Origin of the sequence: Nocardioides sp. LHG3406-4 (genome assembly GCF_049897745.1) — a bacterium.
Classification (GTDB): Bacteria; Actinomycetota; Actinomycetes; order Propionibacteriales; family Nocardioidaceae; genus Nocardioides.
The window spans coordinates 1,085,508-1,109,257 of the sequence record NZ_JAFCWV010000002.1 but is presented as its reverse complement, the minus strand read 5'-3'; the positions used below and the strand labels follow the sequence as shown (position 1 = coordinate 1,109,257).

Here is a 23,750-nt window from a genome sequence, read left to right as displayed (position 1 = left end):
TAAGGGTCGACAGGACTAGCCTGTTGTCGGAGGGAAGGGGTGGATTGGCAGATGAGTGTCATCAGCAGGGGGTTCGGCGGGCATCGGGGCACGCCCGACCCCAGAGTGCCTCCCGGGCAGTACGCGACAGATGAGTTTCCTGTCCTCTCGGCAGGACCGACGCAGCACATCGACACTGAGGACTGGGCCCTCGACATCACCGACATCGACGGTTCCAAGACCACGATGTCGTGGCGGCAGTTGATGGACCTTCCCAGCGAAGAGATCACGGTCGACATCCACTGCGTCACGAAGTGGAGCAAGCTCGGTACGACGTGGCGGGGGGTGCCGGTCGATGCTCTGCTCGACGAGACCGAGTCCGAGGCTGAATATGCGTTGGTCCACTCCTACGGCGGGTACACCACCAACCTCCCGCTCGAGGATCTCCTCAACGGAAAGGCATGGGTCGTCTTCGAGTACGACGGCGGCGAGCTGGACCCAGCTCACGGCGGCCCGGCGCGACTGCTGGTGCCTCACCTGTACCTGTGGAAGTCAGCCAAGTGGATCAGCGGGATCGAGCTCCGCCTCGATGACCAGGCCGGCTTCTGGGAGAGCCTCGGATACCACGAATACGGTGACCCTTGGCTGGAACAGCGATACGCCGGAGACTGATGGGACCACACGCCGCCCACTGCCCGGCCGCACCGCGGTGAACCGGACACGCGTTCGGACACCACAGGCGTCAAGGACACCGAGGACACGCCGATGACGACTCGCGAACCGTCAGCCGCGGAGGTCGGCGACGCCCCGCCTGGAACGCCACGACGCGAACCGATCCGGTGGCTCCGGGCGCGGCTCGAGGACAGCTGGCTCGAGACCCGCACGGCCAGAACCCTGGTGTTCAGCGTCCCCGAGTGGCCAGGTCATCTGGCGGGGCAGCACGTCGACATCAAGCTCACCGCCGAGGACGGCTACGCCGCCCAACGCAGCTACTCCATCGCATCAGCCGCGCAAGGCGACCGCCTAGAGCTCACGGTTCAGGCGGTCAGCAGGGGAGAGGTGTCGCCGTACCTGGTCGACATCATGCAGCCGGGCGACGAGCTCGAGCTGCGCGGCCCCATCGGCGGATGGTTCACGTGGACCGAGCACCTCACCGAGCCCGTCCTACTCGTCGGCGGCGGGTCCGGAATCGTGCCCCTCATGGCGATGCTCCGACAACGGGTCCTGGTCGACTCCAGCGCTCCGTTCCGGGTCCTCTACTCCGCGCGGACTCCCGATCATCTCTTCTATGCCAACGAGCTCTACGACATCAGTCAGAAGGCGCACGGCATCACCGTCGACCGCATCTACACCCGCTCAGGCCTACCCGACGACACACGCGAACCAGGACGACTCAGACCCGAGGACCTGCCGGAAGCAGCTGCCAGCTCCCGCTCTGCAACGGGCGTCACAACACGTGTGTACGTGTGTGGCCCGACCAGCTTCGTCGAAAGTGCCGCACAGCTGCTTCTCGATCGCGGACACCCCGCCAGCACCATCCGGACAGAACGCTTCGGCCCCTCAGGAGGATGAAATGCAAGACCCAGACGACCTTGCACTCGACGGGAACGCCGTCGCGGGTTCGCTCGCAGAAGTCTTCGCAGTCGATGTCACCTCGGTGCGCGTGACCTGCAACCACTGCGGTGCAACCAACCCACTGGCCGAGGCGAAGGCCTACGTGCGCGGCCCTGGGTCGGTCCTGCGCTGTGCCGGCTGTACCTCGGTAGTCGGACGTTTCGCCAAGGCTCGGGACGCCGTCTGGCTGGACCTGCGGGGCTCGGCGGCGTGGCAGTTCCGAGCAACGCCATGAGCAGCCAGGCAGCCGTGACCCGACACCTCGGCATCACCGTGATGCAGACCGCGGGAGACCCCCAGGGGAGGCACTCTGTCCAATCTTGGTGAAGAGCACCCACGTCGACGGAGCGTCATCGACGGCCACCGGACTGCGAGCAGCACCCTCACCCCGGCCGGAACCACCGGGCGTGCGTGATGGGTACACCGCCGACCGTCCTGCCGGCCACACCAGACGACTGTGAACCGCGGGCCGGGTCGCTCGAGGCGCTCGTCGATCTCGTGCCCGAAGGTTGGACGCTCGTACGCTATCGAGGGCGTCACTACGGTCTCACCCGCACCACGCGCGCGGGCGGGAGGAGCGTCAGCGTCCTGGCACAGGAGCTCGGTGGCTCCGACCTGGTCAGCGCCAACGTCTACCGGACCACAGGCGGCGACCTGCTGCGGGCCTGCGAGATGCCGCAGCAGAAGGTGCTTGACTTCCTGCGTAGATGGCAGCCCGAGGAGAAGGGGCCAGCAGGCAGACGCGGCTCGCGGCCCACGCCACAGGGTGATCGTTGACCGGCGGAGACCTCAGGCGATTGCCGACGACCAGGCGATGCAGGCGTCGCCTACGCAAATCAGCGGGGACCTCGAGCGGGAACACGGCTGAGCTCACGGTCGAGCTCTCCGATGTCACCGAGGCGCGAAGGCTCGGATGTCTCCCGTAGGAGCAGCTCCAGCAGCAACGTAAGAACCCGCGCGGCGAGGGTCACGTACAGAACACGCCGACGGCACCGTCGCCCTCGCCTGACAGCCAGGCGTCACCTTCCGGGCCCGGTTGACACGCCTCCAGATTCAGGAGTGCCGGCGTGACCACCACACGGACAGGTGCAGCTCATGGTGAGAACGAACGACTCGATCAGCGTCATCATCAACCCGATCTCCGCACAGTTCGAGGCGATCCAATGCTCGGAGGCTGTGGGAGTCCTCGCCTATCAACGGGCAGGCACGCACTTCAACCTGCGTCACACCTTCGTGTCGCGAAAGCATCGCGGAAGGGGCATCGCGGGGGTGCTGGTCCCTGGGGCACTAGCCGCCATTCGCTCTTCAGGCGGGACAATCACACCCTCGTGCGCCTATGTGAGCGCCTTCGTCAGCGAACGTCCCGAATACGAAGATCTCATCGACCCTGAGCCGTTCCGTTCGCCCGCCCGATCGGCAGCCGTCCCACCCACCCTGGATGCGATCACCGACCGCTCCATCGTGGATGTTGTCGATGTTCAGATCGACAGGATCATCAGCAATCGGATCGTCCTCCGCCCGTGGACGCTGGACGACACCGACAGTGCGCTGTCCATCTACCAAGACCCGGGCGTGATCCGGTGGACACGCCCCTTCATCCGACCCGTGACCGACGGGAACTCGATGCGTCGCCGGCTCGATGCCTGGATGTCACAGTCGAACCGCTTGCCGCATCCGCACGGACGCTGGGCGATCGAACTTGCCGACTCCGGCGCACTGATCGGAGGAGCGGCGCTGCTCAACCCCAAGCTCGACGGCCAGGAACTGCTCGCGATGTCCTGGGAGCTGGCGCCATCCGCCGTCGGACACGGGCTAGCGGCCGAAGCCGGACACGCACTGATCCACTACGCGTTCCGGGTCAGCGCCGCAACGACGGTTCATGCGGTCGTGCACATCGAGAATCAGAGGGCCATCGCCACGCTCCAACGAGCTGGGATGGTCCAGCTACCCGGCGCTCGCACCCATCGAGGGGCCGAGGTGTTCCTCTACGGGATCACACGAGACGACCTCGACTCAGTGCAGCTCGCCGCTCGCTCAGCCTGACCGACTAGCTGCACACGCCGTGATCCGCTTGCTTCCGGAGCCGGCCACCGCCCCAGCGATGTCGAACGCGCCGCTCCAATGCGCTGCGTGGCGAAAGAACAGGATCCACCTCGTACACAGAACCGAGTGAGCGACTTCAACGACGTCGCGCATGAATCGCTGATGAATGTCGCTGAATGGTTCGCGACGCCGCCGAGACACGCTGAGGGGAGGATCGGCTTCCGTACTGGTCCCGGGACGGATGCCGACACGAACAGTTGGTTGACTGCAGCAGCATTGCCGTGCACGGGAGCATGGCCCTCGACGGGGCACTACCGCTCCAGGTGACCTCAGAACTCGCGTCACATGTTCGTACCTGTCGTGATTGCGCGACCTATCTCGATCAGGTGGCGACGACATCTGCTCTCCTCGGGTCGCGCGCCGGTCGAGTCCCAAGCCCAACAGCAACGCGCGTCTCTCGTGGGGACGACGAGCCCGACGATGGACCGGCAGTGCTCGCACTGACCCAGCAGGCCTTGATGAGGCTGGCCCGGGCAGCCGACCCGGCACACGCCGACGACCTTGTTCAGGAGACCTGGGATCACTTTCTCAGCAAGCAGCCGTCAACCGTGCCAACACGTGAGGATCTGACGCAGTACCTCATAGGTCGCCTCGGTCATCATGAACGCGATGAAGACGCAGCATCGTCGGTCTGGGCGGACAGCTTGCTCGCGCATCATCCGCACAATGCGGCAGACCTCGCGGAATCCGACCTGCCACCCGACCCTGCCTCCTACGAGAGCCTGCGGAGCCTTGCCGACCTCGACGTGCTGGACGCCGACGCCGACACGGCGGAGCTGTACTTTCCCGACCTCTACAACGACGGTCCCGACAAGGGCGACTGGGTCAGCCCACCCATAGCCTGGCCCTCCATTGCACGTGTGCTTGGCCCGGACGACGAACTCGAGACCGCCGAGCTGTACTCGGTGGTCGATGAGGCACTCGATCGGCTCCCGGACGGGCTCGGAGATGTGCTGTACCTCGTAGACATCGAAGGGCATTCACTCGAAACGGCGAGCCGCCTCCTCGGCCGGAGGACTTGGGACCTCCAACGGGACTTGTCCCAAGCCCGCCACCACGTGCGAGGACGCGTCGACGACTACTTGTCGGGGCGCTGAGGTCGCTGCCGCCCCCTGTAGAGGCGCTCGACGTGCCCTGGACCGCCGACGCCCGAACAGACACACCGACAAGCTGATCGCCACTATCACCACCAAGGAGACACCGATGGATCTCGAACGGGCAAAAGAGCTCATTGCCGCCGAACGGGCACGAGTCAAGGGTTTGTTGGCAACGTCAGCCGAAGCCCGTCTTGACGACGTTGCGGCGGGACGCGAGGCGGGTGACGGCGACACAGACGGTGCGCAGCCGCTCGAGCATGAAGCTGTGGACATGGCCATCGGGAAGAGTCTGAACGATCGGCTCTCGGCCCTGGAACGAGCCGAGAAGCGCATTGGCGACGGAACCTACGGCGTCTCCGTCGAAAGCGGTCTCCCCATCCCCGATGAGCGCCTGGAGATCGATCCGGCAGCTGAGCTCACTGTCGGCGAGGCTGCCAAGCATCAGCACCACGACTACTGAGCTCCCGACAATCTCTCCGCTCCTCCGCGCTGCTTCAGTCACCGGCGGCGAGACGATCGTGGGGCGCAGTGCTGATGGCTGCTCCTCGAGGGCGAGGTCACTCGATCGAAGTCCCAGTTCTCGTGTCCGTGACCGTGGCTCCAGACTCCGTGCGGTCGACGGAACTCATCGAGACGCACTGAGTCGCGTGTCCGGTTGTGGTCCGAGGCTCGTCCACGAGCTGAAGTCAGGTTGTTTGGCCCACGTGTCGGTCAAGACGGCCATGGCCGCGTCTCGGCCCACGATGGTGCGGTCTCCGACCATCCGCAGTCCGAACCTCGTGGGCTTCGGCTACTTCGCCCTTAGGCCCCGAGGTGTCCTTCGCGCCCTTCTGTGGCCGGCGCGTCGGCCGGCCGGCCGACGCGGGCCGCCTCGCTCTCCTCCAGCTCGATCGCTGCGATATCGGGGTGGTGGAGGTCGAAGGCGGGTGACTCGGAGCGGATCCGTGGCAGGGTCACGAAGTTGTGGCGAGGCGGTGGGCTGGAGGTGGCCCACTCGAGGGAGCGGCCCCAGCCCCACGGGTCGTCGACGGCGACCTTCGGCGACTTGCGGGACTGGTAGACGTTGTAGAGGAACGGCAGCGTCGAGGCACCCAGCAGGAACGCCCCGATCGTGGAGACCTGGTTGAGGGTGGTCCAGCCGTCCTCGGTGCGGTAGTCGGCGATGCGTCGCGGCATGCCCTCGACGCCGAGCCAGTGCTGGACCAAGAAGGTGGTGTGGAAGCCGACGAACAGCAGCCAGAAGTGGACCTTGCCGAGTCGCTCGTCGAGCATCCGCCCGGTCATCTTCGGCCACCAGAAGTAGAACCCGGCGAACATCGCGAACACCACGGTGCCGAACACGACGTAGTGGATATGCGCGACCACGAAGTAGGAGTCGGAGACCTGGAAGTCGAGCGGGGGGCTGGCCAGGATGACACCGGTCAGGCCGCCGAAGAGGAACGTGGTGAGGAAGCCGATCGACCACAGCATGGGGGTGTCGAAGGACACCGATCCGCCCCACATCGTGCCTATCCAGTTGAAGAACTTCACGCCTGTGGGTACGGCGATGAGGAAGGTCATGCCGGAGAAGAACGGCAGGTCGACCGCGCCGGTGACGAACATGTGGTGGGCCCACACGGCCACCGAGAGGATCGCGATGCCGAGCGTGGCGCCGACCAGGCCGACGTACCCGAAGATCGGCTTGCGGCTGAAGACCGGCAGGATCTCGGAGACGATGCCGAAGAACGGCAGGGCGATGATGTAGACCTCCGGGTGCCCGAAGAACCAGAAGAGGTGCTGCCACAGGATCGGGCCGCCGTGGGAGCTGTCGAAGACGTGGGCGCCGAGCATCCGGTCGGCCTCGAGCGAGAGCAGCGCGCCGGCCAGGATCGGGAACGCGATCAGCACGAGCAGGCTGGTGACCAGGGTGTTCCAGACGAAGATCGGCATCCGGAACATCGTCATGCCGGGTGCGCGCATGCAGATGATCGTGGTGATGAAGTTGACGGCACCCAAGATGGTGCCGAGGCCGGCCATCCACAGCCCCATGATCCACAGGTCGCCACCGACACCGGGCGAGTTCACAGCATCGGAGAGCGGCGCGTACGCAACCCACCCCCACGCCGCGGCACCGCCCGGGGTCAGGAAGCCAAGGGCCGTGATCATGCTTCCGAAGAGGTACAGCCAGTAGCTGAACATGTTCAGCCGCGGGAACGCCACGTCGGGAGCGCCGATCTGCAGCGGCATGATGACGTTGCCGAAGCCGAAGAACAGCGGGGTCGCGAACAGCAGCAGCATGATGGTGCCGTGCATCGAGAAGAGCTGGTTGTAGAGCCCTTCGTTGACTGTCTGCATGCCCGGGTAGGCGAGCTCTTCTCGGATGATCAGCGCCATGAGGCCGCCGATCAGGAACCAGGTGAACGACGTGCCGAGGTAGAGCTTGCCGATCAGCTTGTGGTCGGTCGTTGACAACAGCGTTGTGATCCGTGTTCCCAGTTCGGGACGTTGGACCGTGTTCGTGCGCGGCGAAGTGATGGTTGCCATGGCCTACCGCCTGTGAGTCGTGAGGAACCGAGGTGTCCGACGGTGGTGCAGCGGGACGACACAGCCCACCGACACCACCGATATCGCAAGACGCGGAGGCATTGACGACCTCATCTGCCGGACTCGTCTAGCTCTCGGATCGCGGTGATGGTGCGATCGAATGCGATGTAGTCGCTGAAGTCGGCCCCGACGAGCCCGACCGCCGAGGCGTATGGGGATGGGTATGCCCAGGCAGCGTCACCATGGGTGCCGATAGCAGTCACAACGTTGAAGTACCGACAGCGGCCCTTCCACGGGCAGACGTACGGTGTCGGACTCGACTCGAGGCTCACATCTGCGGCGATGCTGTCGGGAGGAAAGTACGGGTTCCCCTCGATGGTGATGACCTGGTCGACGGTGGCGTCGGCCACGGTGAGGTTGTCGATCATGACTTTCATGGGCTCGCCTCGAGCTGGGTAGGTGACGCCGGCTGGGAACGTGGCCGGTGCTGGTGGGCTGCTGTACCCGGCTAGTTCCGTCCCGCCATGACGCCGCCGTCGACGTTCCAGATGGCCCCGGTGACCCAGCTAGCGTCCTGGGACAGCAGGAAGGCGATGGTGGAGGCGATGTCGTCGGCTTGCCCGACGCGGCCGATGGGATGGAAGTCGTCGAAGCTGTGCAGGGTCTCGTCGATCTTGTCCTTCTCGATGAATCCTTCGTAGAGAGGCGTAGCGACTACGGCGGGCGCCACGGCGTTGACCCTGATCTTGTGAGGCGCGAGCTCCACAGCGAGGTTGTGGGTCAAGGCGTGTAGCCCCGCCTTGGCCATCGAGTAGGCGCTGGACGGGGTGGCCCCAACGGCTTGGTGCGCCCACATGCTGCCGATGTTCACGATCGCGCCGCCGTTGCCAGCACCGATCATCGACTTGACGACGCATTGAGTGATGAGGAACGTGGCGCGGTTGAGGTCGAGGTAGGCGTCGTACTCCTCGACCGTGTAGTCGATGAATGCCTTGGGGATGAAGAAGCCTGCAGCGTTGACGAGGAGCGTGGCGTCGCTGTGGTCAGCAGCCAGCTGGGTGTTGAGCCCGTCGACGTCGCCAGGGTTGGTGAGGTCTGCGGCGATGCCGGTGCTTGGGCCGTTGCTCGACAGCTCAGTGACCGCCTCGTGAAGCTTGTGCGTGTCCCGGCCGACGAGCACGGTTGAGCCTCCGTGCTCGGTGATGCGTCGTGCCGTAGCAAGACCCATTCCACTGGTCCCGCCGATGATGATGACCTTCTGTCCTGTGAAGTGTGACATTCGGTTCGCCTTCTGTTGTGGGTTGTGGCCTGCGGAAGGCCTGGGTGCAGGAGGGTTAGCAGGACCTAGGCAGGGCTTCCCGGTGGAGCCGGTGGCCACCACCTCGAGCGGTCCCTCGGAGTTGGTGGCGTGCCAGCCCCTGCTGCTTACGGGCGCACCACGCCCAGTGACCTTGGCGCGGGTGGGTCAGGCGCAGTTGTTTCCGAGGTAGCCAGCGGCGGTGAGTGCCTGACGAAGCTTTTGGCGAGCGTCGAACATCGTCTTGTAGATGGCGTTCGGGTTTGACCCGAGATCCTCTGCGACCTGACGGATGGGTACGCCACGCACCGCGATCGCCTCGAACGTCTTCTGCTGCCGCTCTGTCAGGTCATCTCGGAAGACACGCTTCACGGCCTCGATGAGGTCCCGGCTCTCGGCCCGGGTCTCAGGGGCGTCGGAAAGATCTGTTGCCAACAGCGCCCACTCGTCATCCTCGATCGAGAGGTTGGCCCGTTGCCAGAAGTGCCGGTTGACCTTCGAGGAGACGTCGAAGGCCACGAATCGGTACGCCCACGTCGTGAACCGGCAGTCGCCACGAAACGTGCGCACCTTGCGGCAGATCGTCAGCGTGGCATCGGCAGCGGCCTGGTGTGCGATGTCGTCCAGCTCCGGCCCCGTCAGCGGAAGCCGAGCACCTTTGCGCCTTGCCTCGGTGTAGCCGACCTTCACCAGGACGCGATAGAGCTTCGTGACCGCTTCGTCGTATCCGACGCCTTCCGAGGTGAGGTCGTGCACCCATCGAGCGTTCTCGGCGGCGACCTGGTCGTCGACCTTCGGGTGCAACCTGGTGACGTCATCGGGCATCGATGTCGCGGCGTCACCCGACGTGGCCCCGTCTTCATGTCTGGCCGGCATGTGGAGCATCTCCTGGATAGCGGGCGGGAGTCCATGTGGTCAAGGGCTGCAGAGAGCCCTGACAGGGCGCTCCACCGCGCCCTTCAGGGGGATCCGTGGAAGTCACGCTACATGGACGGAAAGGTCCAAAACAAGTGGGGGCCGAGTGCGCTGGGCCACCCCAAAACGCCTATGCCGCCGCGAATGCCATGCACTTCATGATCCGGCGCTCCTGTGTAACAGGACCGCAGGGACCGTCATTGATGACGAATGCGATCACTGGATACCGGAATGAGCGGGAAGCCCGGGGAGGTCTCCACCGCACAGGTCTCGCACAGGCTGGCCGATGTCCCGGACGCGTGGGTCGCTCGTTACGCCAGGGCCGTGTGGACGCACTGACGCAGTCTCGGGATGACCTCTGCCTCGAACCAGGGATTCTTCGTCAGCCACCTGAAGTTGAGCGGGGACGGATGCACGAGAGGCAGGACTGCCGGGAGATAGTCGGCGAACCGTCGCACTGTCGCCGTGAGGGGCTCCCGCGTGTCCAGGTAGTGATGTTGGGCGTAGCTACCGATGAGCAACGTCAGCTGGATGTGGGGCATCGCCTGGAGGATCCGCGGGTGCCATCGGGCTGCGAAGTCCCGTCGGGGAGGGAGGTCACCGTGTGCACCCTTGCCGGGGTAGTAGAAGTCCATCGGCAGGAGCGCGAAGCGTGATGGGTCGCGAAACGTGTTCTCGTCGACTCCGAGCCAGTTGATGAGGCGGACTCCGCTGGCGTCGTTCCACGGCATGCCCGACTCTTGAGCCTTGCGGCCGGGCGCCTGTCCCACGATCACTATTCGTGCCGAGGCGTCGGCAACGTAGACCGGTTGATAGCTCGCCGATGCGGCCCAGGCATTGGCGGGATCAGCAACGATGTCGGAGCGAATCTGCTCAAGGTCAGGTGCTGTTCGCGACAACGCTCCTCCTCGGGTCGGATGGTGCTCTGCTCGCTCGAACGATCTGCAGTCCGAGCGATGTCCTCTGTCGTGGCGACGCTGGTCACGGGAAGGCGTGCCGGATGCCGCTGCGATTCGTGATCGTGAGGCGCGGGAGCGGCCCTTGGAAAGGTCGCTCCGGGCTTCGTGCACTCAGCCCGAAGCCTTCGCGTACGCGGCCTCGGCGGATTCACGATCGGAGTATCCGGGGTGTCGAAGGTCGATCAGATCTGCGTAGGTGGTCGTTCGCGAGAGGAAGTCGACGACGAACGGGCAGATCGCGGTGATCGTCCCTGCGCGTGCACGGATCTCCTCGAGCACTCGGCGCACCATCGCGCCCGCGACCCCCTGGTGCTGGTGATCCGCGTCGACCTCGGTGTGCTGGAGGGCGTACCGGTTGGGCTTCAGAAGGGTGTAGTAGAGCCACCCGCACAGCACGCCGCCTCGGTAGAGCTCGAAGCGGCCTTGGTAGGTGTTGTCGATCAAGTCTTCGTCGACCGGTGCGTGACGTCCACTGCTCATGGGCCGCTCCTTCGGGTGAGCCTGCGATGTGTGGTCGGCACCGCTGCATTTCGGACTAGGAGGTCCAAGTATGACGCGAGGCACGTGGCAGAGCGACACCGACGTGCCATAGATTGGACTGATTCGTCCGCACTCGCTATGGCGAGTGGGGGCTCACCCCCTAGACTAGAGATGAAAGCGAGAGAGCACATGGAGCCATCACCAGCCGCCTTCGAGGTGCGAAAAGACGAGACCACCCGCCTCTACGAGGCTCTGATCGATGGCCGGGTCGTCGGAAACCTGGCTTACGAGACGACCGGCGGGCGGGTGTCGCTCACGCACTCTTATGTGGACGAAGACCAGCGGCACCGGGGGGTCGCCTCGGCCCTGGCGAGCCACGCGCTGGAGGAGCTGAGTCAGACTCAGACGAAGGCTGCTGTCTACTGCGGGTTTGTTGCCGACTACGTCCAGGACCACCCCGAGTATCAGGGTGCCGTCGACCTCAACCGCTCGGCTTTCATCGCCACCCGCACCGCACGAGACACGACCAGCGGGCAGTGACGCATGGACGACCTACACGTCACCATCGAGCCTGGGCGCATCGTCACGTCGACCCTGGTCCTACGGTCCTGGTCGGCCGATGACGCCCCAGGGGCGTTCGAGATCTACGGGGACCCGCGAAGCGCCCAGGCGATCGGAATGGGACAACCTGTGCGTGACCTCGTCGAGATGCGAGACCTGTTGCGACGCTGGGCTCTGGAGTCGTCTCAGAGTCCACTACCGCAGGGACTGTGGGCCGTGGAGGCGGCCGATGACGGTCAGCTCCTCGGCGGGGCGACCCTGCTTCCCTTCGGCCCGCGCGATCCCCAGCTCGTGATGGGATGGCATCTGCGGCCCAAGGCTCGTGGTCGCGGGGTAGCCGGCCAGATCGGGCATGCTCTAGCGCACCAGGCGTTCCTGGCGAGTGAGGTCGACGAGGTCTTCGTGGCGGCGCCGGCCCGAAACGCGGGAAGCATCGCGGTCGCGAGACGTCTCGGAATGACGGCCGTCGATGACCTCGCCTGGACACGCGGCGACGTCAGGCTCGAGGTGCTCCGGATGGGTAGGGCGGACCTCCACAAGATCAGACCTGGAATCTCCCTTGACAGTTCCTACGACCCTGAGGGGCTCAACGACTGGTGAGCTCGCCAACCGGTCTGCGTGGCCGTCGGCTGCCCACGGCGGGGGAGGTCCCAGAGCGCGCGGGTGGCAAGGGCTCCCATCAACTGTTACCGGCGCTGGAGTTCGGGACATGCGCCCAGCTCGCTACCTGTCTTCGGCTCCGGGGCGATTGCCGATGGGGTCAACGTTCAGACAACGTCTCGATGTGCGCAAGCGCCATATCGAGCGAGGTTGCCATCGGGGCGACGTTCCGGGCGGTCTGGGCCAGCATGTAGCCACCTTGGAGGGCAGCCATGATCCCAGTCGCGAGCTGGTCGATCGACGCCGTGGGTGGAAGATCACCACCGTCTTGAAGCCTTCGCAACACGCCTACCAGGAGTCCCTGCCATTCGGTGAACAGCTGGGACAAGGCTTCGCGTGCGATCGTGTCGTGATCGGCGATCTCGATGGCCAGCGAGCCGAGCGCACAGCCGTAGGCGCCGTGTCGGAGCGCGTTGTTCTGGACCAGCGCATCCCGCCAGCGGCGCAGGCCCCGAACCGTCGAGACATGGCCGAGGGCCTCGCGCTCACGTTGGATGACGCGTTGGCCGACGTGGTCGACGACGGCCCGCACGAGGGCCTCTTTGCCGTCGAAGTGATGGTAGAGCTGTGATTTGCTCGCACCACTCGCCGCGAGCACGTGATCCAGCGTGGTAGGCCCGACTCCTTGGACGTACATGAGGTCGGCTGCTGCCGCGACGATTCTGGCCCGCGTCTTTTCACCGCGTGCCGTTAGGCGTCTGCCATTGTGCGAGTCAGCGGTCGTCATCACGGACTCATGCTACTGATTGACTCGTCACGGTCTGGTGTTACCGCGGTTGGCGCCCTCTGCCACTGCACAAGGGCGCGAGGGCGAGGTCGAGCGCGGCGTTGAGCGGCCAAGGGTCTTGCGCAACCTGACTCAGGGCGCTGCCGCCATGAAGCGCTGCGAGGATCATCACTGAGGTCGTGTGTGGGTCGACGTCGTCGCCCGTCGCGTGGGTGACGGAGCGGCTGGTGCCGGCTGTGGCGTTGGCCCGCAGCAGGCGATTCACTGCCTCCTCGATGAGCCCGCACCATTGATCGAGGAAGTCGGCTCGGTCGGCGACATCACCGGTCTGTCGCAGTGCCAGCGCGTACGGTGAGCGCGGTTTCATGAGTTCCTCGACCACCCGGCAGCGCCAGCTGGTCAGCTTCGCCTCGTCAGTGACTCCGGCGAGACAGGCGCTCTCGATCGCCAACACCTCCGCCAGGTGTGTCATCAGTTCCTCCTCTGCGCAGCGCGTGCCGCGCCATGCATCCTGCCACGAAGAGGGACTATTCAGTCCACTTGCCGCGCCTCCAGCAGGCCACATTTACGGTACGCACCGATTGCATCACCCGGAACTGGTTGGACGGACAAGTCCATCGGCCCTCTGGGAGGGGTGAGTTGCACAGGCCGATCCGGCGAGTTGGTCACGAAGGGCAGCGCCGCAGCGCGGGGTGGGGGAGTGCGGCGCGCACCCTCGATGCAGCTCGAAGACTTCGAGGCTCCTCAGGACAGGCCCAGGATCAGCGGGGCGCTGTCGCCGCGGCTCGGGGCGACGGCTGACGGTGCTGCTCGAGAACAGGCAGACGGCCCGATCGGGGGATCAGCGTTCGACGGGACCTGGCTCGAGGGTGGAGGTGTCCAAGTCGCTCTTGCGGAGCCGAAAGACCTGAAGACGCAGGTCGTAGTACTTGTCCGTCTCTCCGACCCACTCCATCCCGATGCGGCGTGCGGCGTGCGCGCCGCGCTCGTTCGTGGGCCGTATGACGGCAAAGACCTCTTCCTCGCCGTTGCTGAACGCATAGTGGGCCAGGGCGTGACCCGCCTCGGCCGCCAGTCCCCGGCCCCACGCCCAGGGCGCCAGCTGGTAGCCCAGCTCCAGGTCGTCGCCCTCGGGCGGCAACGGAAGGATCTGGCCCGAGCCTGCGACCCGTCCACTCTGGATCTCTTCGATGACCCATCGGCCAATCGGGCGTGCCTCGGATCCTGGAGTCGGCGTGAGCCATCTGGTGATCACCGCACGCATCTGGTCGACGTCGTTGACGCGATCCATGGCGGGGGCTAGCCACCGGGAGACCTCCAGGCTGCCGTAGATGTCGAGCGCCCCGGCTGCGTCATCTTGGCGCCACGGACGCAGCCGCACGCGCGGCGTACTGATGGGCGAACCGGCGATAGTGACCTCGTGAGTCAACGCTGCTCCTTGGTGCGGGGACGGGCGCCTCCGGCGGCGCGATCAGTGATTGGTGACGCTACGCCGTAGTGGACGAGGCCGTCCAACCCGAACCCGGAGGACACATCGAGCCGAGACACGGGTCGACACACAAGCAGCTTCCCATCATCCATCGGAGGTGAGTCCCGTGCACGGATGACCCGGGCCGGCCGGTCATGGCCCAGCGGGGTAGAGCACACGTCGAAGGAGTATCGACCACGGTCGTAAGACGCCGAGACCTGGTGCCACAGACCTGGTGAGCGGAAACTGTCATGTAGGCGAGGATTGAACACAGGGAGGCGCCAGATGAAGGCCATTGAAGTGACGGATCAGGCTGCCGGGCTGGCCGGGATGGCGCTGACCGAGCGACCCGAGCCGACGGCAGCGATCAACGACGTCATCGTCGAGATCCATGCGTCGGGATTCGTCTCGACTGAGCTGGACTGGCCCTCGACCTGGACCGATCGGGCGGACCGTAACCGAGCACCGTCGGTCCCTGGGCACGAGCTGGCCGGAGTGGTCACCGCCCTCGGCTACGGCACGACGGGCCTGTCAGTGGGACAGCGGGTGTTCGGCCTGGCCGACTGGCATCGCGACGGCACCCTGGCGGAGTACGTGGCGATCGAGGCACGCAACCTTGCGCCGCTGCCAGGCGACGTCGACTTCACGGTAGGCGCGAGCCTCCCGATCTCAGGCCTGACCGCGTGGCAGGGGCTGTTTCAACATGGCCGGCTGCAGGCCGGGCAGAGCGTCCTCGCGCACGGCGCGGCCGGCGCGGTCGGGACGATGGTGACGCAGCTCGCCCGCGAGGCCGGCGCGTATGTCATCGGCACAGGACGCGCCGCCGACCGTGAGAAGTCGCTGGACTTCGGCGCGCACGAGTTCATAGACCTCGACAACGACAACCTCGAAGACGTCGGCGGGGTCGATCTGGTCTTCGATGTCATCGGCGGCGAGATGCAGACGCGGTCCGCAGCGCTGATTCGCGCTGGAGGGACACTGGTGTCCGTCGTCGGACCGATCGAGGCGCGGCCCGCCGAGGGCCTGGCGGTCGACTTCGTCGTCGAGTCCGATCGAGCCCAACTGGGTGAGATCGTCCGGCGGGTGCGTGACGGAAGACTGCGGACGAACATCGGCAAGATCGCATCTCTCGACGATGCCCTCGCGGCCCTCAACCCGACCGAGAGAAGCAAGGGAAAGACGGTCATCCGCGTTCGTCCGTGACGGTGGGCGCTCTAGAAGCGGGAGGCCGTCGACTCATTCCCGCATGAGGGCTCGCGCTCGCGCGTCGGCGATCGCCGCGGAGAGCGTCGCGAGGTTGTACGAACCGTGGTGGCGCCTGCCGTTCACGAAGAAGGTCGGTGTCCCGGCCACGCCGGACAGGTCTGCCGATTCCGTGTCGCGGGCGACGCGCGCCGTGTGGCGGTGGGCGATCAGGTCCTCACGGAAGCGGTCGAGGTCGAGATCGAGCGCCCGAGCGTGCTCGAGCAGGTCGTGCGGGCCCAGTCGGTCCTGATGTGCCAGGAGCCTGTCATGCATCTCCCAGAACCTCCCCTGGGCTCCGGCTGCCTCGCTCGCCTCCGCAGCCAGCTGCGCGTGCGGGTGGACGTCCGTGAGAGGCAGATGACGCCAGACGTAGCGCAGGTCGGCATCGGCGAGGAGCTCGCGGACGATGGGCTCGGCACGGCCGCAGTAGGGGCACTCCAGGTCGCCGTACTCGACGAGTGTGACCGTGGCGTTGGGCGCGCCCCGGACATGGTCATGCTCGGGGTCGACGTCGGTGCACAGGTCCTGCAAGGGGGTCGCCTGACCGAGCAGGGCCCGGGCGCGACGGTCCTCCGTCATCCAGGAAGTACGGGCGAAGACGATGCCCGAGAGCACGGTCGCGAGTAGGGCTGCCGTGAGCACGCCGAGCTTGGCCTCGTCCAAGCGGTCGCCGCTCAGGGCCATGGCGGCGACGATGAAGGAGACGGTGAAGCCGACGGCCGCCAGGGTCCCGCTCCCCAGGACGCCGGTCCACCCGACCGCGGGCCTGACCGAGCCACCGGTCAGCCGCTCCACCAGCCAGGAGGCAAGCACGACGCCGATGGGCTTGCCGACGACGTAGGCCACCACGATCGCCCAGACGAGCGGGTGGGAGTAGGCGGTGGCGAGGAAGTCGGGATCGAGGGGGATGCCGGCGTTGGCGAGGGCGAACAGCGGGATGACGATGTAGCCGGTCCATGGCAGGAGGCGGCTCTGCAACAGCGCATTGGGAGACAGGCTTCGGATCACGCTCGCGTTCGCGGCCAGGGCGAGCTCCGCCGTCGGCTGCTCACGGAAGCCGAGAAATAGGCTGCTCGCCTCCTCGAGGTCTCCCCGGCTCGGCGCGTAGGCCGAGGTGGCCAGTCCCACGACGAGTCCCAGGATGATCGGGTCGACCCCGCTCTTGAGCAGGCCGGCCCAGACGACCGCGAGGAGGAGCACCGGCACCAGCACCGGGCGTGATCTCAGCCGTCGGACCAAGGCCGCGGCGGCTAGGGCGATGAAGGCGACGAGCAGCGGGCGGAGGTTCACGCGGTCGGTGTAGGCGAGGGTGACGACCACCAGCGCGACCACATCGTCGACGACGAAGACGGTCACCAGGAAGACGCGGAGTTGTTCGGGTAGGCCGCGCCCGACCAGGCTGAGCACCCCCAGGGCGAGGGCGGTGTCGGTCGAGATGACGATGCCCCAGGCGCTGGCACCGTCGTGACCTCGAAGGATCACCAGATACAGCAGCGCGGGCACGAGCATGCCGGCCAGTCCTGCGGCGCAGGGGAGGACGAAGCGGCGGCGCTCCCGTAGGTCGCCCAGGTCGAACTCGCGGCGCGCCTCCAGCCCGACGACGAGGAAGAAGATCGTCATCAGCCCGCTGTTGACCCAGACTCGTAGGCTCTCTCCGAGCTCGTGCCCACCGAGGGTGAGGGTCAGGTGGGTTGACCACAGCGACTCGTAGCCGTCGGGAGAGGCGGTGCACCACACCAGTGCGGCCAGCACCGCGGCGCCGAGGGCGAAGGCGCTGGCGGACTCGGCGGCCGCGAAGGTCCGCAGTCCGCCGGTGAACCGTTCGGCCCGATGCGTGGTCTCGCTGTACGACACGACGACATCGTGACAGCACGCGGCTCGCAGCAGCGGCCACGACATCCATGGCGGACGAGTCGAACCGTTCCTCTCGCGGTCAGCGCTGGGGGCTTTTACGGCCACGTGGGTGCTGGCTCCACCGCTGGTGCGGCGGCGACATCGACTTCGTCGGTAAGACGGCGCCACGAACGGACACAAGTGATTCGTATGACGCCGCCGTTCGTCGGGCCTACGTGCAGCGGACGCCCGACCACTCTCAGAGGAAGCAAGAGGGTGAACCACACGCGCAGACCCCGGGCGCCACCCCCAACCGCCCTTGGCATGGCCCGCGTGGGAGCGATCTCACGATGCAGTGACTCCCGGTGCTCGAGAGAGTGGAAAGGCACGACTCGATGCGACGCACGGCACCAGTGATCAACATGGCTCGCGAGCCCAGAACTCTCCGGCTGGCTTTCGCTTCCGCGGTGGTCTCCCTGATGGCGGCGTTCGCCTCGGTCGGCTCGACGATTCCCTTGTTCAACATCTACCGGGCGGAGGAGGGGTTCACCAACGCCGGCATCTCGGTGACCGTGGTCGCCTACTCCGCCGCCACTCTCGGCACTCTGTTGGTGCTGGGACGGCTGTCCAATCATCTGGGTCGACGGCCCACCTCGATCGCCAGCCTCAGCCTGCTCATGGTGGGCTGTCTGCTGCTGCTGGACGTGCACGACATCGGCACGCTGATCGCCGGCCGGGTCCTGATGGGCGTCGGCGCCGGACTGGCAAGTAGCAGCATCCCCTCCTACATCGTCGACGCCGCACCCGCCAAGCCGGCCTGGTTGGCCTCGGTCGCTTCCAGTCAGACAGTCATGCTCGGCCTGGCCGTCGGTGCCATCGCCTCCGGCGCCCTGGTCCAGTTCGGCCCGTGGCCGCGCGACCTCGTCTTCTTGGTTGTCCTCGCCCTCCTTGTCCTGTCCGTCACGCTCCTTGCCGTGAGCCCGGAGACCGTGCCTCGGGTCCCGGGGGCTTGGCGATCGCTGCGACCCCGGGTCGGCGTACCCGCGCGGGTCCGGCATCTGCTCCCCGTCGCCGCCGCGGTGTTCCTGTCCACCTGGGCGACCGGGGCCTTTTACCAAGCGTTCGTGCCTGCGTTGGTCGAAGATCAACTCCACACCCGCAGCCCGCTCATCGTCGGATTGGCCTTCGGCGCCTACATGGGCCCCAGCGCCTTGGGTGCTCCCCTCGGCGGCCGGTTCACACCCGCGACAGCCCAACGCCTCGGCATGCTCGCCTTCCTGGCGGGGATGATCGGCATCATCGCAGCGATCGCCACCGGCACGTTGGTGCTCTTCATCATCGCGACCATCGTCGCCGGCGCGGCCCAAGGGATCGCGATCAGCGCTGCCACCCGCGGTCTGCTGGACGGAAGCACCGTGGCCGACCGGGCACCGATCTTCAGCGTCATCTACCTACTCTGCTACATCGGCGCCACGATCCCCGCCCTCGTCGGCGGCCAGCTCTCCCACACCTACTCGCTACCGCATATCGCACTCGGCTACGGCGCACTTGCCCTCCTCGGCACCCTCTTCACCGTCGTCGCTGCTCGCAATCCCCACACCCGCACGACCAGGAACAGCCGGCGCGGCCGGACTCGATGACCTGCCCGGAGCTCCGGGTGCCGTGCCGATGGACCAGGAGTCGCGGGTCCAGACCTTGTCACCCCGCCCGAAGCACAGCAGGTCAGAGGCCGTTTCCGCTCATGGCGGAGGCGGCCTCCTCCTTGTTCTCGGCACCGTGCGTGCCCGGCGCCGACGGCCGCCGGCCACCGAACTCACCCTTGCAGCCGACTGGGTCCAGTGCTTCAATGTGGACAGACCTCTATCCAGATGGCGCACGCCACACCCTGGGTAGTTCCCGGAAGCTGAGAGGCAGGCCACTGTGAAGAGCCAGACAATCTCGAAGGAGACCGTCGAGCAGTTGGCGCGTGAGAACAAGCCGTTGCTGACTGTGGAGCACGCGCAGATCGGCTACGTCGTCAACGGGAAGGCCCAGGTGGCCGTCGGCGACGTGTCGTTCGAGATCTTCCCGGGCGAGAAGATCATGCTCCTGGGCCCGTCCGGGTGCGGCAAGTCGACTCTGCTCAAGGCGGTGGCGGGCTTCATCGAGCCCTTCGCCGGCGACTTCCGCCTCGCCACCCGCGAGACGCTCGTGCCGGGGCCCGACCGCGCCGTCGTGTTCCAGGAGTTCGACCAGCTCTTCCCGTGGAAGACCGTCCGGGACAACATCGTCTACCCGCAGCGCATGATCGGTCGCGACAAGGCCGAGGCCGGCCGGCGGGCCGACGAGTACCTCGAACTCATGCACCTCCAGCCTGCCGCGGACCGGTTCCCCCACCAGCTCTCCGGCGGGATGAAGCAGCGCGTCGCGATCGCCCGCGCGCTCGCCATGGACCCGGCCATCCTCCTGATGGACGAGCCCTTCGGCGCCCTGGACGCGCAGACGCGCTCCCGGCTGCAGCTCGAGCTCAACGAGGTGGCGGCGCGCACCGGCGTGACGATCCTCTTCGTGACGCACAGCATCCAGGAGGCGGTCTACGTGGGGCACCGCGTCGTCGTTCTCAACAACCCCCCGTCGACCGTGGTCGAGGTCGTGGACGTTTCTGACCTGAACGACCCGTCCGACCCACGCTTCACCGAGGCGATGACCCATCTGCGGTCGCTGCTGTCAGCCGGTGACGAGACCCTCAACGACGCTGCGTTCGAGTAGGAGACGACGTGACTGCCGTACAGCACGACCACCACGACCTGTCCATTCCCCGCGACGAAGGGCGGACCCGGACCTCGCGCAAGACCTGGGGCGACCTGCCCACCGGCCCGAGACGAGCCGCGCTGCTCGTCCTCCTGGTGGTGATCTGGCAGGTCTACGTCTCCGTCTCGGGCGTCAGCTCCCTGCTGATCTCGAGCCCGGTCGACGTCGGGAAGGCGCTGTTCACCGGGTTCACCGACGGACGCCTCTTCGAGTCCACCCTGCTGACGTTGCGGATCCTGCTGACCAGCATGGTCATCGGGATGGTCATCGCGGCCGTGATGACGACACTGGCGACCTGGACGAGGATCGGCGAGGACATCCTGGTCCTGCTGACCTCGATCCTGAACCCGCTGCCCTCCATCGCCATCCTCCCGCTGGCGATCCTGTGGTTCGGTCTCAACACGACCGCTCTCACCGTCGTCATCGCGAACGCCGTGGTGTGGCCGATCGCGATCAACGTCAGCATGGGCTTCCGGACCGTGAACCCCACCCTCCTCGCGGTGGGCAGGAACATCGGCCTCTCCGGCTGGCGCCTGGTGCGTGACGTGCTGGTCCCTGCGGCACTGCCGCACACGATCAGCGGTCTGACGACCGGGTGGGCCTTCGGGTGGCGCACGATCATCGCCGCCGAGCTCGTCTTCGGTGTCGCAGGCGGCAAGGGCGGGTTGGGCTACTACATCAACGACGCGCGCTACTTCCTGCGAACCCCGGAGATCTTCGCGGGACTGGTGACCATCGCCCTGATCGGCATCGCCCTCGACCTGCTCTTCTCGGTCGTCGAGAAGAGGACCGTCGTGCGATGGGGGATGAAGAGCGGAACCTGAGTGTCCAAGTGCCTCGGCACGCGATCAGCAGTAGGAAGAGAGATCCAGCGCATGATGTCAGTGAGAAGGAAGTCCGTGACGGGCGCCGTAGTCGCGCTGTCGGTGGGTCTGGCCCTCGGCCTCACGAGCTGTGGGGGTGAGGGTGGCGCGGCGTCCGGCGACTGCAAGCCGGCGGACAAGCTCACCATCGCCTATCAGCCCGGGCTCGGGTATGCCTCGCTCCTGATCGCCAGGCAGGAGAAGACCCTGGAGGACGCGCTGCCGGACGTCGAGGTCACCTGGCAGGAGCTCAACTCCGGCTCCGCCATCCGAGACGGGATCATCGGCGGCAACCTGCAGGTGGGCGCGGGTGGCATCGGCCCGTTCCTGGTGGGACTGGACGCCGGCGTCGACTGGAAGGTCATCTCGGGCCTGAACGACATGAGCCTGTACCTCAACGCCATGGATCCGGACATCACGAGCCTCGAGGACCTCGAGGGCGCCGGCAGCATCGCCATGCCCGCACCGGACTCGATCCAGTCCGTCATCCTGCGCAAGGGCGCCGAGGAAGAGCTCGGCGACGCGAAGGCACTCGACTCCCAGATCGTCTCGCTGGGTCACCCCGACGGGGTGCAGGCCCTCATCGGTGGTCAGCTCGCCGCGCACCTGACCTCCCCGCCGTTCCAGGAGCAGGAGATCGACGAGGGAGCGCACAAGCTGCTCGCGAGCTACGACCTGTTCGGAGAGCACACCTTCAACAGCATCTTCACCGAGACCGAGTTCGCCGACTGCAACCCCAAGGTCATCGACGCACTGGTGACAGCGGTGGCGGATGCGAACGCCATGCTGACCGACAAGCCCGCCGATGCGGCGAAGGTCCTCGCCGCAGAGCTGGACCTGCCCGCCGACGAGGTGGAGGAGCAGATCACCTCCGACGACGTCAGCTTCGTGAACACACCCAAGGGCTTCGGCGCCTTCGCCGAGTTCATGCGGTCGATCGGCATGATCAAGAAGGTCCCCGAGACCAAGGACATGTTCTACGACACGGAGGCGACAGCCGACGCCTCCTGAGGCGCACGCAGCACCATGAAGCGGGCACCGCGGCCGAGATGGCCGCGGTGCCCGCTTCTCGTGTGGTGGCTCCGACGCGTTCGAGCCTGTGTCAGAAGTCCAGCAGGTCAGTCGTCGAGCAGGGCGTAGGCAGCTGCCAGGTGGTCCTGCGTGTGCGCCCGGACCTGCTCGTACGTCGAGGTGCCGTGCGCGTCCATGGTGACGAACAGCGGGCCGAAGCTCTTGACCCTGAACTTCCAGAGGCACTCGGGCATGAGGTCCTCCCAGAGGACCTCCTCGATCTCCTCGATCTGGAGCGTCTCCCAGCTGGCGGCACCTCCCGTGATGGACAGGTAGACGCCGCCCAGGTCCGCGAAGTGCTGGAGGGAGTCGACGCTGAGGCCACCCTTGCCGATGATGGCGCGCGCACCGAGGTCCTCCAGGCAGCCGCGGGTGAAGCGGTCCATCCGCATCGAGGTCGTCGTACCCACCGAGACCGGGACGTAGCGCTCGCCCTCCATCCGCACGCTGGGGGCGGTGTGGATGAAGATGGCGCCCCGGAAGTCAGCGCCCTCCGGGCGCCGGCCCTCGTCGAAGAACCGGATGAGGGAGGCGTCGCGCACTCCCCACACGGTCCCGTCGAGCCAGACCTCGTCGCCGGCCCGCAGGTCGCGGACCACCTCGTCGGTGAGCGGAGCCTGCAGCCGCAACGTGCGCGGATCCTCAGTAGCCATAGCTGACCACTCCCTTGCTCGAGATCGTCGCGCTGGCTCGCTCGCCTCGCCAGCACTGGATGTTCACGGCAACCGGGTTCATGGAGATGTGGGTCGCGGCGTACTCGACGTGCACCGCGAACGACGTGACGCTCCCACCGAGGCCCTGGGGACCGATGCCGGTCTCGTTGATGGCGGCCAGGAGCTTGCTCTCCATGGCCGCGACGTCGGGCTCGGGGTGCGGCTCGCCCACCGGCCTGAGGATCGCCCTCTTCGCCAGGGCGGCGCACAGGTCGGCCGTGCCTCCGATGCCGACTCCGACCACCGTGGGCGGACAGGGGCGCGGGCCGGCGTCGATGACGCTGTCGAGAACGAAGCGCTTGACCCCGGAGATGCCCTCGGCGGGGGAGAGCATCTTCAGGTAGGACATGTTCTCGGATCCGGAGCCCTTGGGCACCAGCAGGATCTCCAGCTCGTCGCTGCCGTCGACGAACTCGACGTGTACGTCGGGGATGCCCGCGCCGGTGTTGTCCTGACGGTTCTCGCGCGTGATGGGGTGGACGATGCTGGACCTGAGGTCGTACTCCTTGGTCGCCACCGCGATGCCCTGTCGCAGGGCGTCGATCAGGCGGGCACCGTTGACCGCGAACTCGGTCCCGAGCTTGACGAAGAAGACACAGATGCCGGTGTCCTGGCACACGATGATGCCGGTGCGGTCGGAGACGTCGATGGACTTGACCATCACGTCCAGTCGGGTCCTGGCGCCGCCGACCTCGACCTCCGCCACGCGGTTGACCGCTGATCGGACGTCAGGTGGGAGATCGGTCAGCGCCTTCTTGTAGAGACCCGCGGAGATCTCCACGAGATGCTCGTACAACGCGTTCGATGTCGTCTCGATGTTGCTGGGCAGCATGATGGGCGCCTTTCTCGTGC

The 23,750-nt window shown here is 66.4% G+C and carries 25 protein-coding genes; 13 read left to right on the top strand and 12 right to left on the bottom strand.

Translation table 11 applies throughout. The annotated features are described in order from the left end of the window. The first annotated feature begins 51 nt into the window (after nucleotides 1-51). The 6 genes from ACP7BP_RS11430 (at nucleotide 52) to ACP7BP_RS11405 (ending at nucleotide 5,253) form a co-directional block, all read left to right on the top strand. Nucleotides 52-651, top strand: a complete 600-nt coding sequence (locus tag ACP7BP_RS11430) for a molybdopterin-dependent oxidoreductase (RefSeq protein ID WP_426244721.1) — start codon at nucleotides 52-54, stop codon at nucleotides 649-651. A 93-nt stretch (nucleotides 652-744) separates the two neighbouring features. Then, nucleotides 745-1,551, top strand: a complete 807-nt coding sequence (locus ACP7BP_RS11425) for a ferredoxin reductase (RefSeq protein WP_426244720.1) — start codon at nucleotides 745-747, stop codon at nucleotides 1,549-1,551. A gap of 1 nt (nucleotide 1,552) precedes the next feature. Further along, entirely contained in the window at nucleotides 1,553-1,828 is a 276-nt protein-coding gene (locus ACP7BP_RS11420) for a DUF6510 family protein (protein ID WP_426244719.1), read from the top strand. A gap of 860 nt (nucleotides 1,829-2,688) precedes the next feature. Further along, entirely contained in the window at nucleotides 2,689-3,636 is a 948-nt protein-coding gene (locus ACP7BP_RS11415; RefSeq protein ID WP_426244718.1) for a GNAT family N-acetyltransferase, read from the top strand. Between the two features lie 491 nt (nucleotides 3,637-4,127). Further along, nucleotides 4,128-4,793, top strand: a complete 666-nt coding sequence (locus ACP7BP_RS11410; protein ID WP_426244717.1) for an RNA polymerase sigma factor — start codon at nucleotides 4,128-4,130, stop codon at nucleotides 4,791-4,793. 106 nt (nucleotides 4,794-4,899) lie between these two features. Further along, nucleotides 4,900-5,253, top strand: coding sequence for a TraR/DksA family transcriptional regulator (locus ACP7BP_RS11405; protein WP_426244716.1), 354 nt, complete (start codon nucleotides 4,900-4,902; stop codon nucleotides 5,251-5,253). 341 nt (nucleotides 5,254-5,594) lie between these two features. Here the strand turns inward: ACP7BP_RS11405 and ctaD are convergent, their stop codons facing one another. From ctaD to ACP7BP_RS11375, 6 genes are all read right to left on the bottom strand, one after another. Next, on the bottom strand, nucleotides 5,595-7,316 hold the full coding sequence (gene ctaD, locus ACP7BP_RS11400; protein ID WP_426244715.1) for a cytochrome c oxidase subunit I: 1,722 nt from the start codon (nucleotides 7,314-7,316) through the stop codon (nucleotides 5,595-5,597). 110 nt (nucleotides 7,317-7,426) lie between these two features. Next, nucleotides 7,427-7,753: a DUF427 domain-containing protein gene (locus ACP7BP_RS11395; protein ID WP_426244714.1), complete on the bottom strand. Its 327-nt coding sequence runs from the start codon at nucleotides 7,751-7,753 to the stop codon at nucleotides 7,427-7,429. A gap of 71 nt (nucleotides 7,754-7,824) precedes the next feature. After that, nucleotides 7,825-8,595, bottom strand: coding sequence for an SDR family NAD(P)-dependent oxidoreductase (locus tag ACP7BP_RS11390; protein WP_426244713.1), 771 nt, complete (start codon nucleotides 8,593-8,595; stop codon nucleotides 7,825-7,827). A gap of 186 nt (nucleotides 8,596-8,781) precedes the next feature. Then, nucleotides 8,782-9,369, bottom strand: coding sequence for a sigma-70 family RNA polymerase sigma factor (locus ACP7BP_RS11385; protein WP_426244712.1), 588 nt, complete (start codon nucleotides 9,367-9,369; stop codon nucleotides 8,782-8,784). Between the two features lie 470 nt (nucleotides 9,370-9,839). Beyond that, on the bottom strand, nucleotides 9,840-10,598 hold the full coding sequence (locus tag ACP7BP_RS11380; RefSeq protein WP_426244711.1) for a uracil-DNA glycosylase family protein: 759 nt from the start codon (nucleotides 10,596-10,598) through the stop codon (nucleotides 9,840-9,842). After that, nucleotides 10,599-10,967, bottom strand: coding sequence for a GNAT family N-acetyltransferase (locus tag ACP7BP_RS11375; protein WP_426244710.1), 369 nt, complete (start codon nucleotides 10,965-10,967; stop codon nucleotides 10,599-10,601). It abuts the gene before it with no gap. A gap of 171 nt (nucleotides 10,968-11,138) precedes the next feature. Here ACP7BP_RS11375 and ACP7BP_RS11370 point away from each other — a divergent pair, with 171 nt between their 5' ends. Both ACP7BP_RS11370 and ACP7BP_RS11365 read left to right on the top strand, forming a co-directional pair. Continuing rightward, entirely contained in the window at nucleotides 11,139-11,507 is a 369-nt protein-coding gene (locus ACP7BP_RS11370) for a GNAT family N-acetyltransferase (protein WP_426244709.1), read from the top strand. Between the two features lie 3 nt (nucleotides 11,508-11,510). After that, nucleotides 11,511-12,128, top strand: a complete 618-nt coding sequence (locus ACP7BP_RS11365) for a GNAT family N-acetyltransferase (protein ID WP_426244708.1) — start codon at nucleotides 11,511-11,513, stop codon at nucleotides 12,126-12,128. Nucleotides 12,129-12,288: 160 nt separating this feature from the next. Here the strand turns inward: ACP7BP_RS11365 and ACP7BP_RS11360 are convergent, their stop codons facing one another. From ACP7BP_RS11360 to ACP7BP_RS11350, 3 genes are all read right to left on the bottom strand, one after another. Then, nucleotides 12,289-12,915, bottom strand: coding sequence for a TetR/AcrR family transcriptional regulator (locus ACP7BP_RS11360; RefSeq protein ID WP_426244794.1), 627 nt, complete (start codon nucleotides 12,913-12,915; stop codon nucleotides 12,289-12,291). 40 nt (nucleotides 12,916-12,955) lie between these two features. Beyond that, entirely contained in the window at nucleotides 12,956-13,387 is a 432-nt protein-coding gene (locus tag ACP7BP_RS11355) for a hypothetical protein (protein ID WP_426244707.1), read from the bottom strand. A gap of 369 nt (nucleotides 13,388-13,756) precedes the next feature. Beyond that, nucleotides 13,757-14,344 carry a GNAT family N-acetyltransferase gene (locus ACP7BP_RS11350; protein ID WP_426244706.1) on the bottom strand — a complete coding sequence of 196 codons (588 nt, stop codon included), beginning with the start codon at nucleotides 14,342-14,344 and terminating at the stop codon, nucleotides 13,757-13,759. Between the two features lie 324 nt (nucleotides 14,345-14,668). Between ACP7BP_RS11350 and ACP7BP_RS11345 the strand changes: the two genes are divergently transcribed. Then, nucleotides 14,669-15,586, top strand: coding sequence for an NADP-dependent oxidoreductase (locus ACP7BP_RS11345; RefSeq protein ID WP_426244705.1), 918 nt, complete (start codon nucleotides 14,669-14,671; stop codon nucleotides 15,584-15,586). Between the two features lie 33 nt (nucleotides 15,587-15,619). On the opposite strand, the gene ACP7BP_RS11340 is transcribed toward ACP7BP_RS11345, so the two are convergent. Beyond that, a complete protein-coding gene (locus ACP7BP_RS11340; RefSeq protein ID WP_426244704.1) occupies nucleotides 15,620-17,482 on the bottom strand; it encodes a Na+/H+ antiporter NhaA in 1,863 nt (620 codons plus the stop codon). 374 nt (nucleotides 17,483-17,856) lie between these two features. On the opposite strand from ACP7BP_RS11340, the gene ACP7BP_RS11335 reads away from it, so the two are divergent. The 4 genes from ACP7BP_RS11335 to ACP7BP_RS11320 all read left to right on the top strand — a co-directional run bounded on the left by ACP7BP_RS11335 (nucleotide 17,857) and on the right by ACP7BP_RS11320 (nucleotide 22,125). Continuing rightward, complete coding sequence (locus ACP7BP_RS11335) at nucleotides 17,857-19,101, top strand: MFS transporter (RefSeq protein ID WP_426244703.1); 1,245 nt, start codon at nucleotides 17,857-17,859, stop codon at nucleotides 19,099-19,101. A 280-nt stretch (nucleotides 19,102-19,381) separates the two neighbouring features. Then, the gene (locus tag ACP7BP_RS11330; RefSeq protein ID WP_426244702.1) at nucleotides 19,382-20,209 is read left to right on the top strand and encodes an ABC transporter ATP-binding protein; all 828 of its coding nucleotides are present in this window, start codon (nucleotides 19,382-19,384) and stop codon (nucleotides 20,207-20,209) included. An 8-nt stretch (nucleotides 20,210-20,217) separates the two neighbouring features. Then, a complete protein-coding gene (locus ACP7BP_RS11325) occupies nucleotides 20,218-21,075 on the top strand; it encodes an ABC transporter permease (protein ID WP_426244701.1) in 858 nt (285 codons plus the stop codon). Nucleotides 21,076-21,150: 75 nt separating this feature from the next. Further along, nucleotides 21,151-22,125 carry an ABC transporter substrate-binding protein gene (locus tag ACP7BP_RS11320; RefSeq protein ID WP_426244700.1) on the top strand — a complete coding sequence of 325 codons (975 nt, stop codon included), beginning with the start codon at nucleotides 21,151-21,153 and terminating at the stop codon, nucleotides 22,123-22,125. Between the two features lie 107 nt (nucleotides 22,126-22,232). Here the strand turns inward: ACP7BP_RS11320 and ACP7BP_RS11315 are convergent, their stop codons facing one another. Both ACP7BP_RS11315 and ACP7BP_RS11310 read right to left on the bottom strand, forming a co-directional pair. Further along, nucleotides 22,233-22,838 (bottom strand): fumarate hydratase C-terminal domain-containing protein, encoded by a 606-nt coding sequence (locus ACP7BP_RS11315; RefSeq protein WP_426244699.1) that lies wholly within the window; start codon nucleotides 22,836-22,838, stop codon nucleotides 22,233-22,235. Continuing rightward, nucleotides 22,828-23,730: a fumarate hydratase gene (locus ACP7BP_RS11310; RefSeq protein ID WP_426244698.1), complete on the bottom strand. Its 903-nt coding sequence runs from the start codon at nucleotides 23,728-23,730 to the stop codon at nucleotides 22,828-22,830. The genes ACP7BP_RS11315 and ACP7BP_RS11310 overlap by 11 nt, the downstream gene beginning before the upstream one ends. Nucleotides 23,731-23,750: the final 20 nt, after the last annotated feature.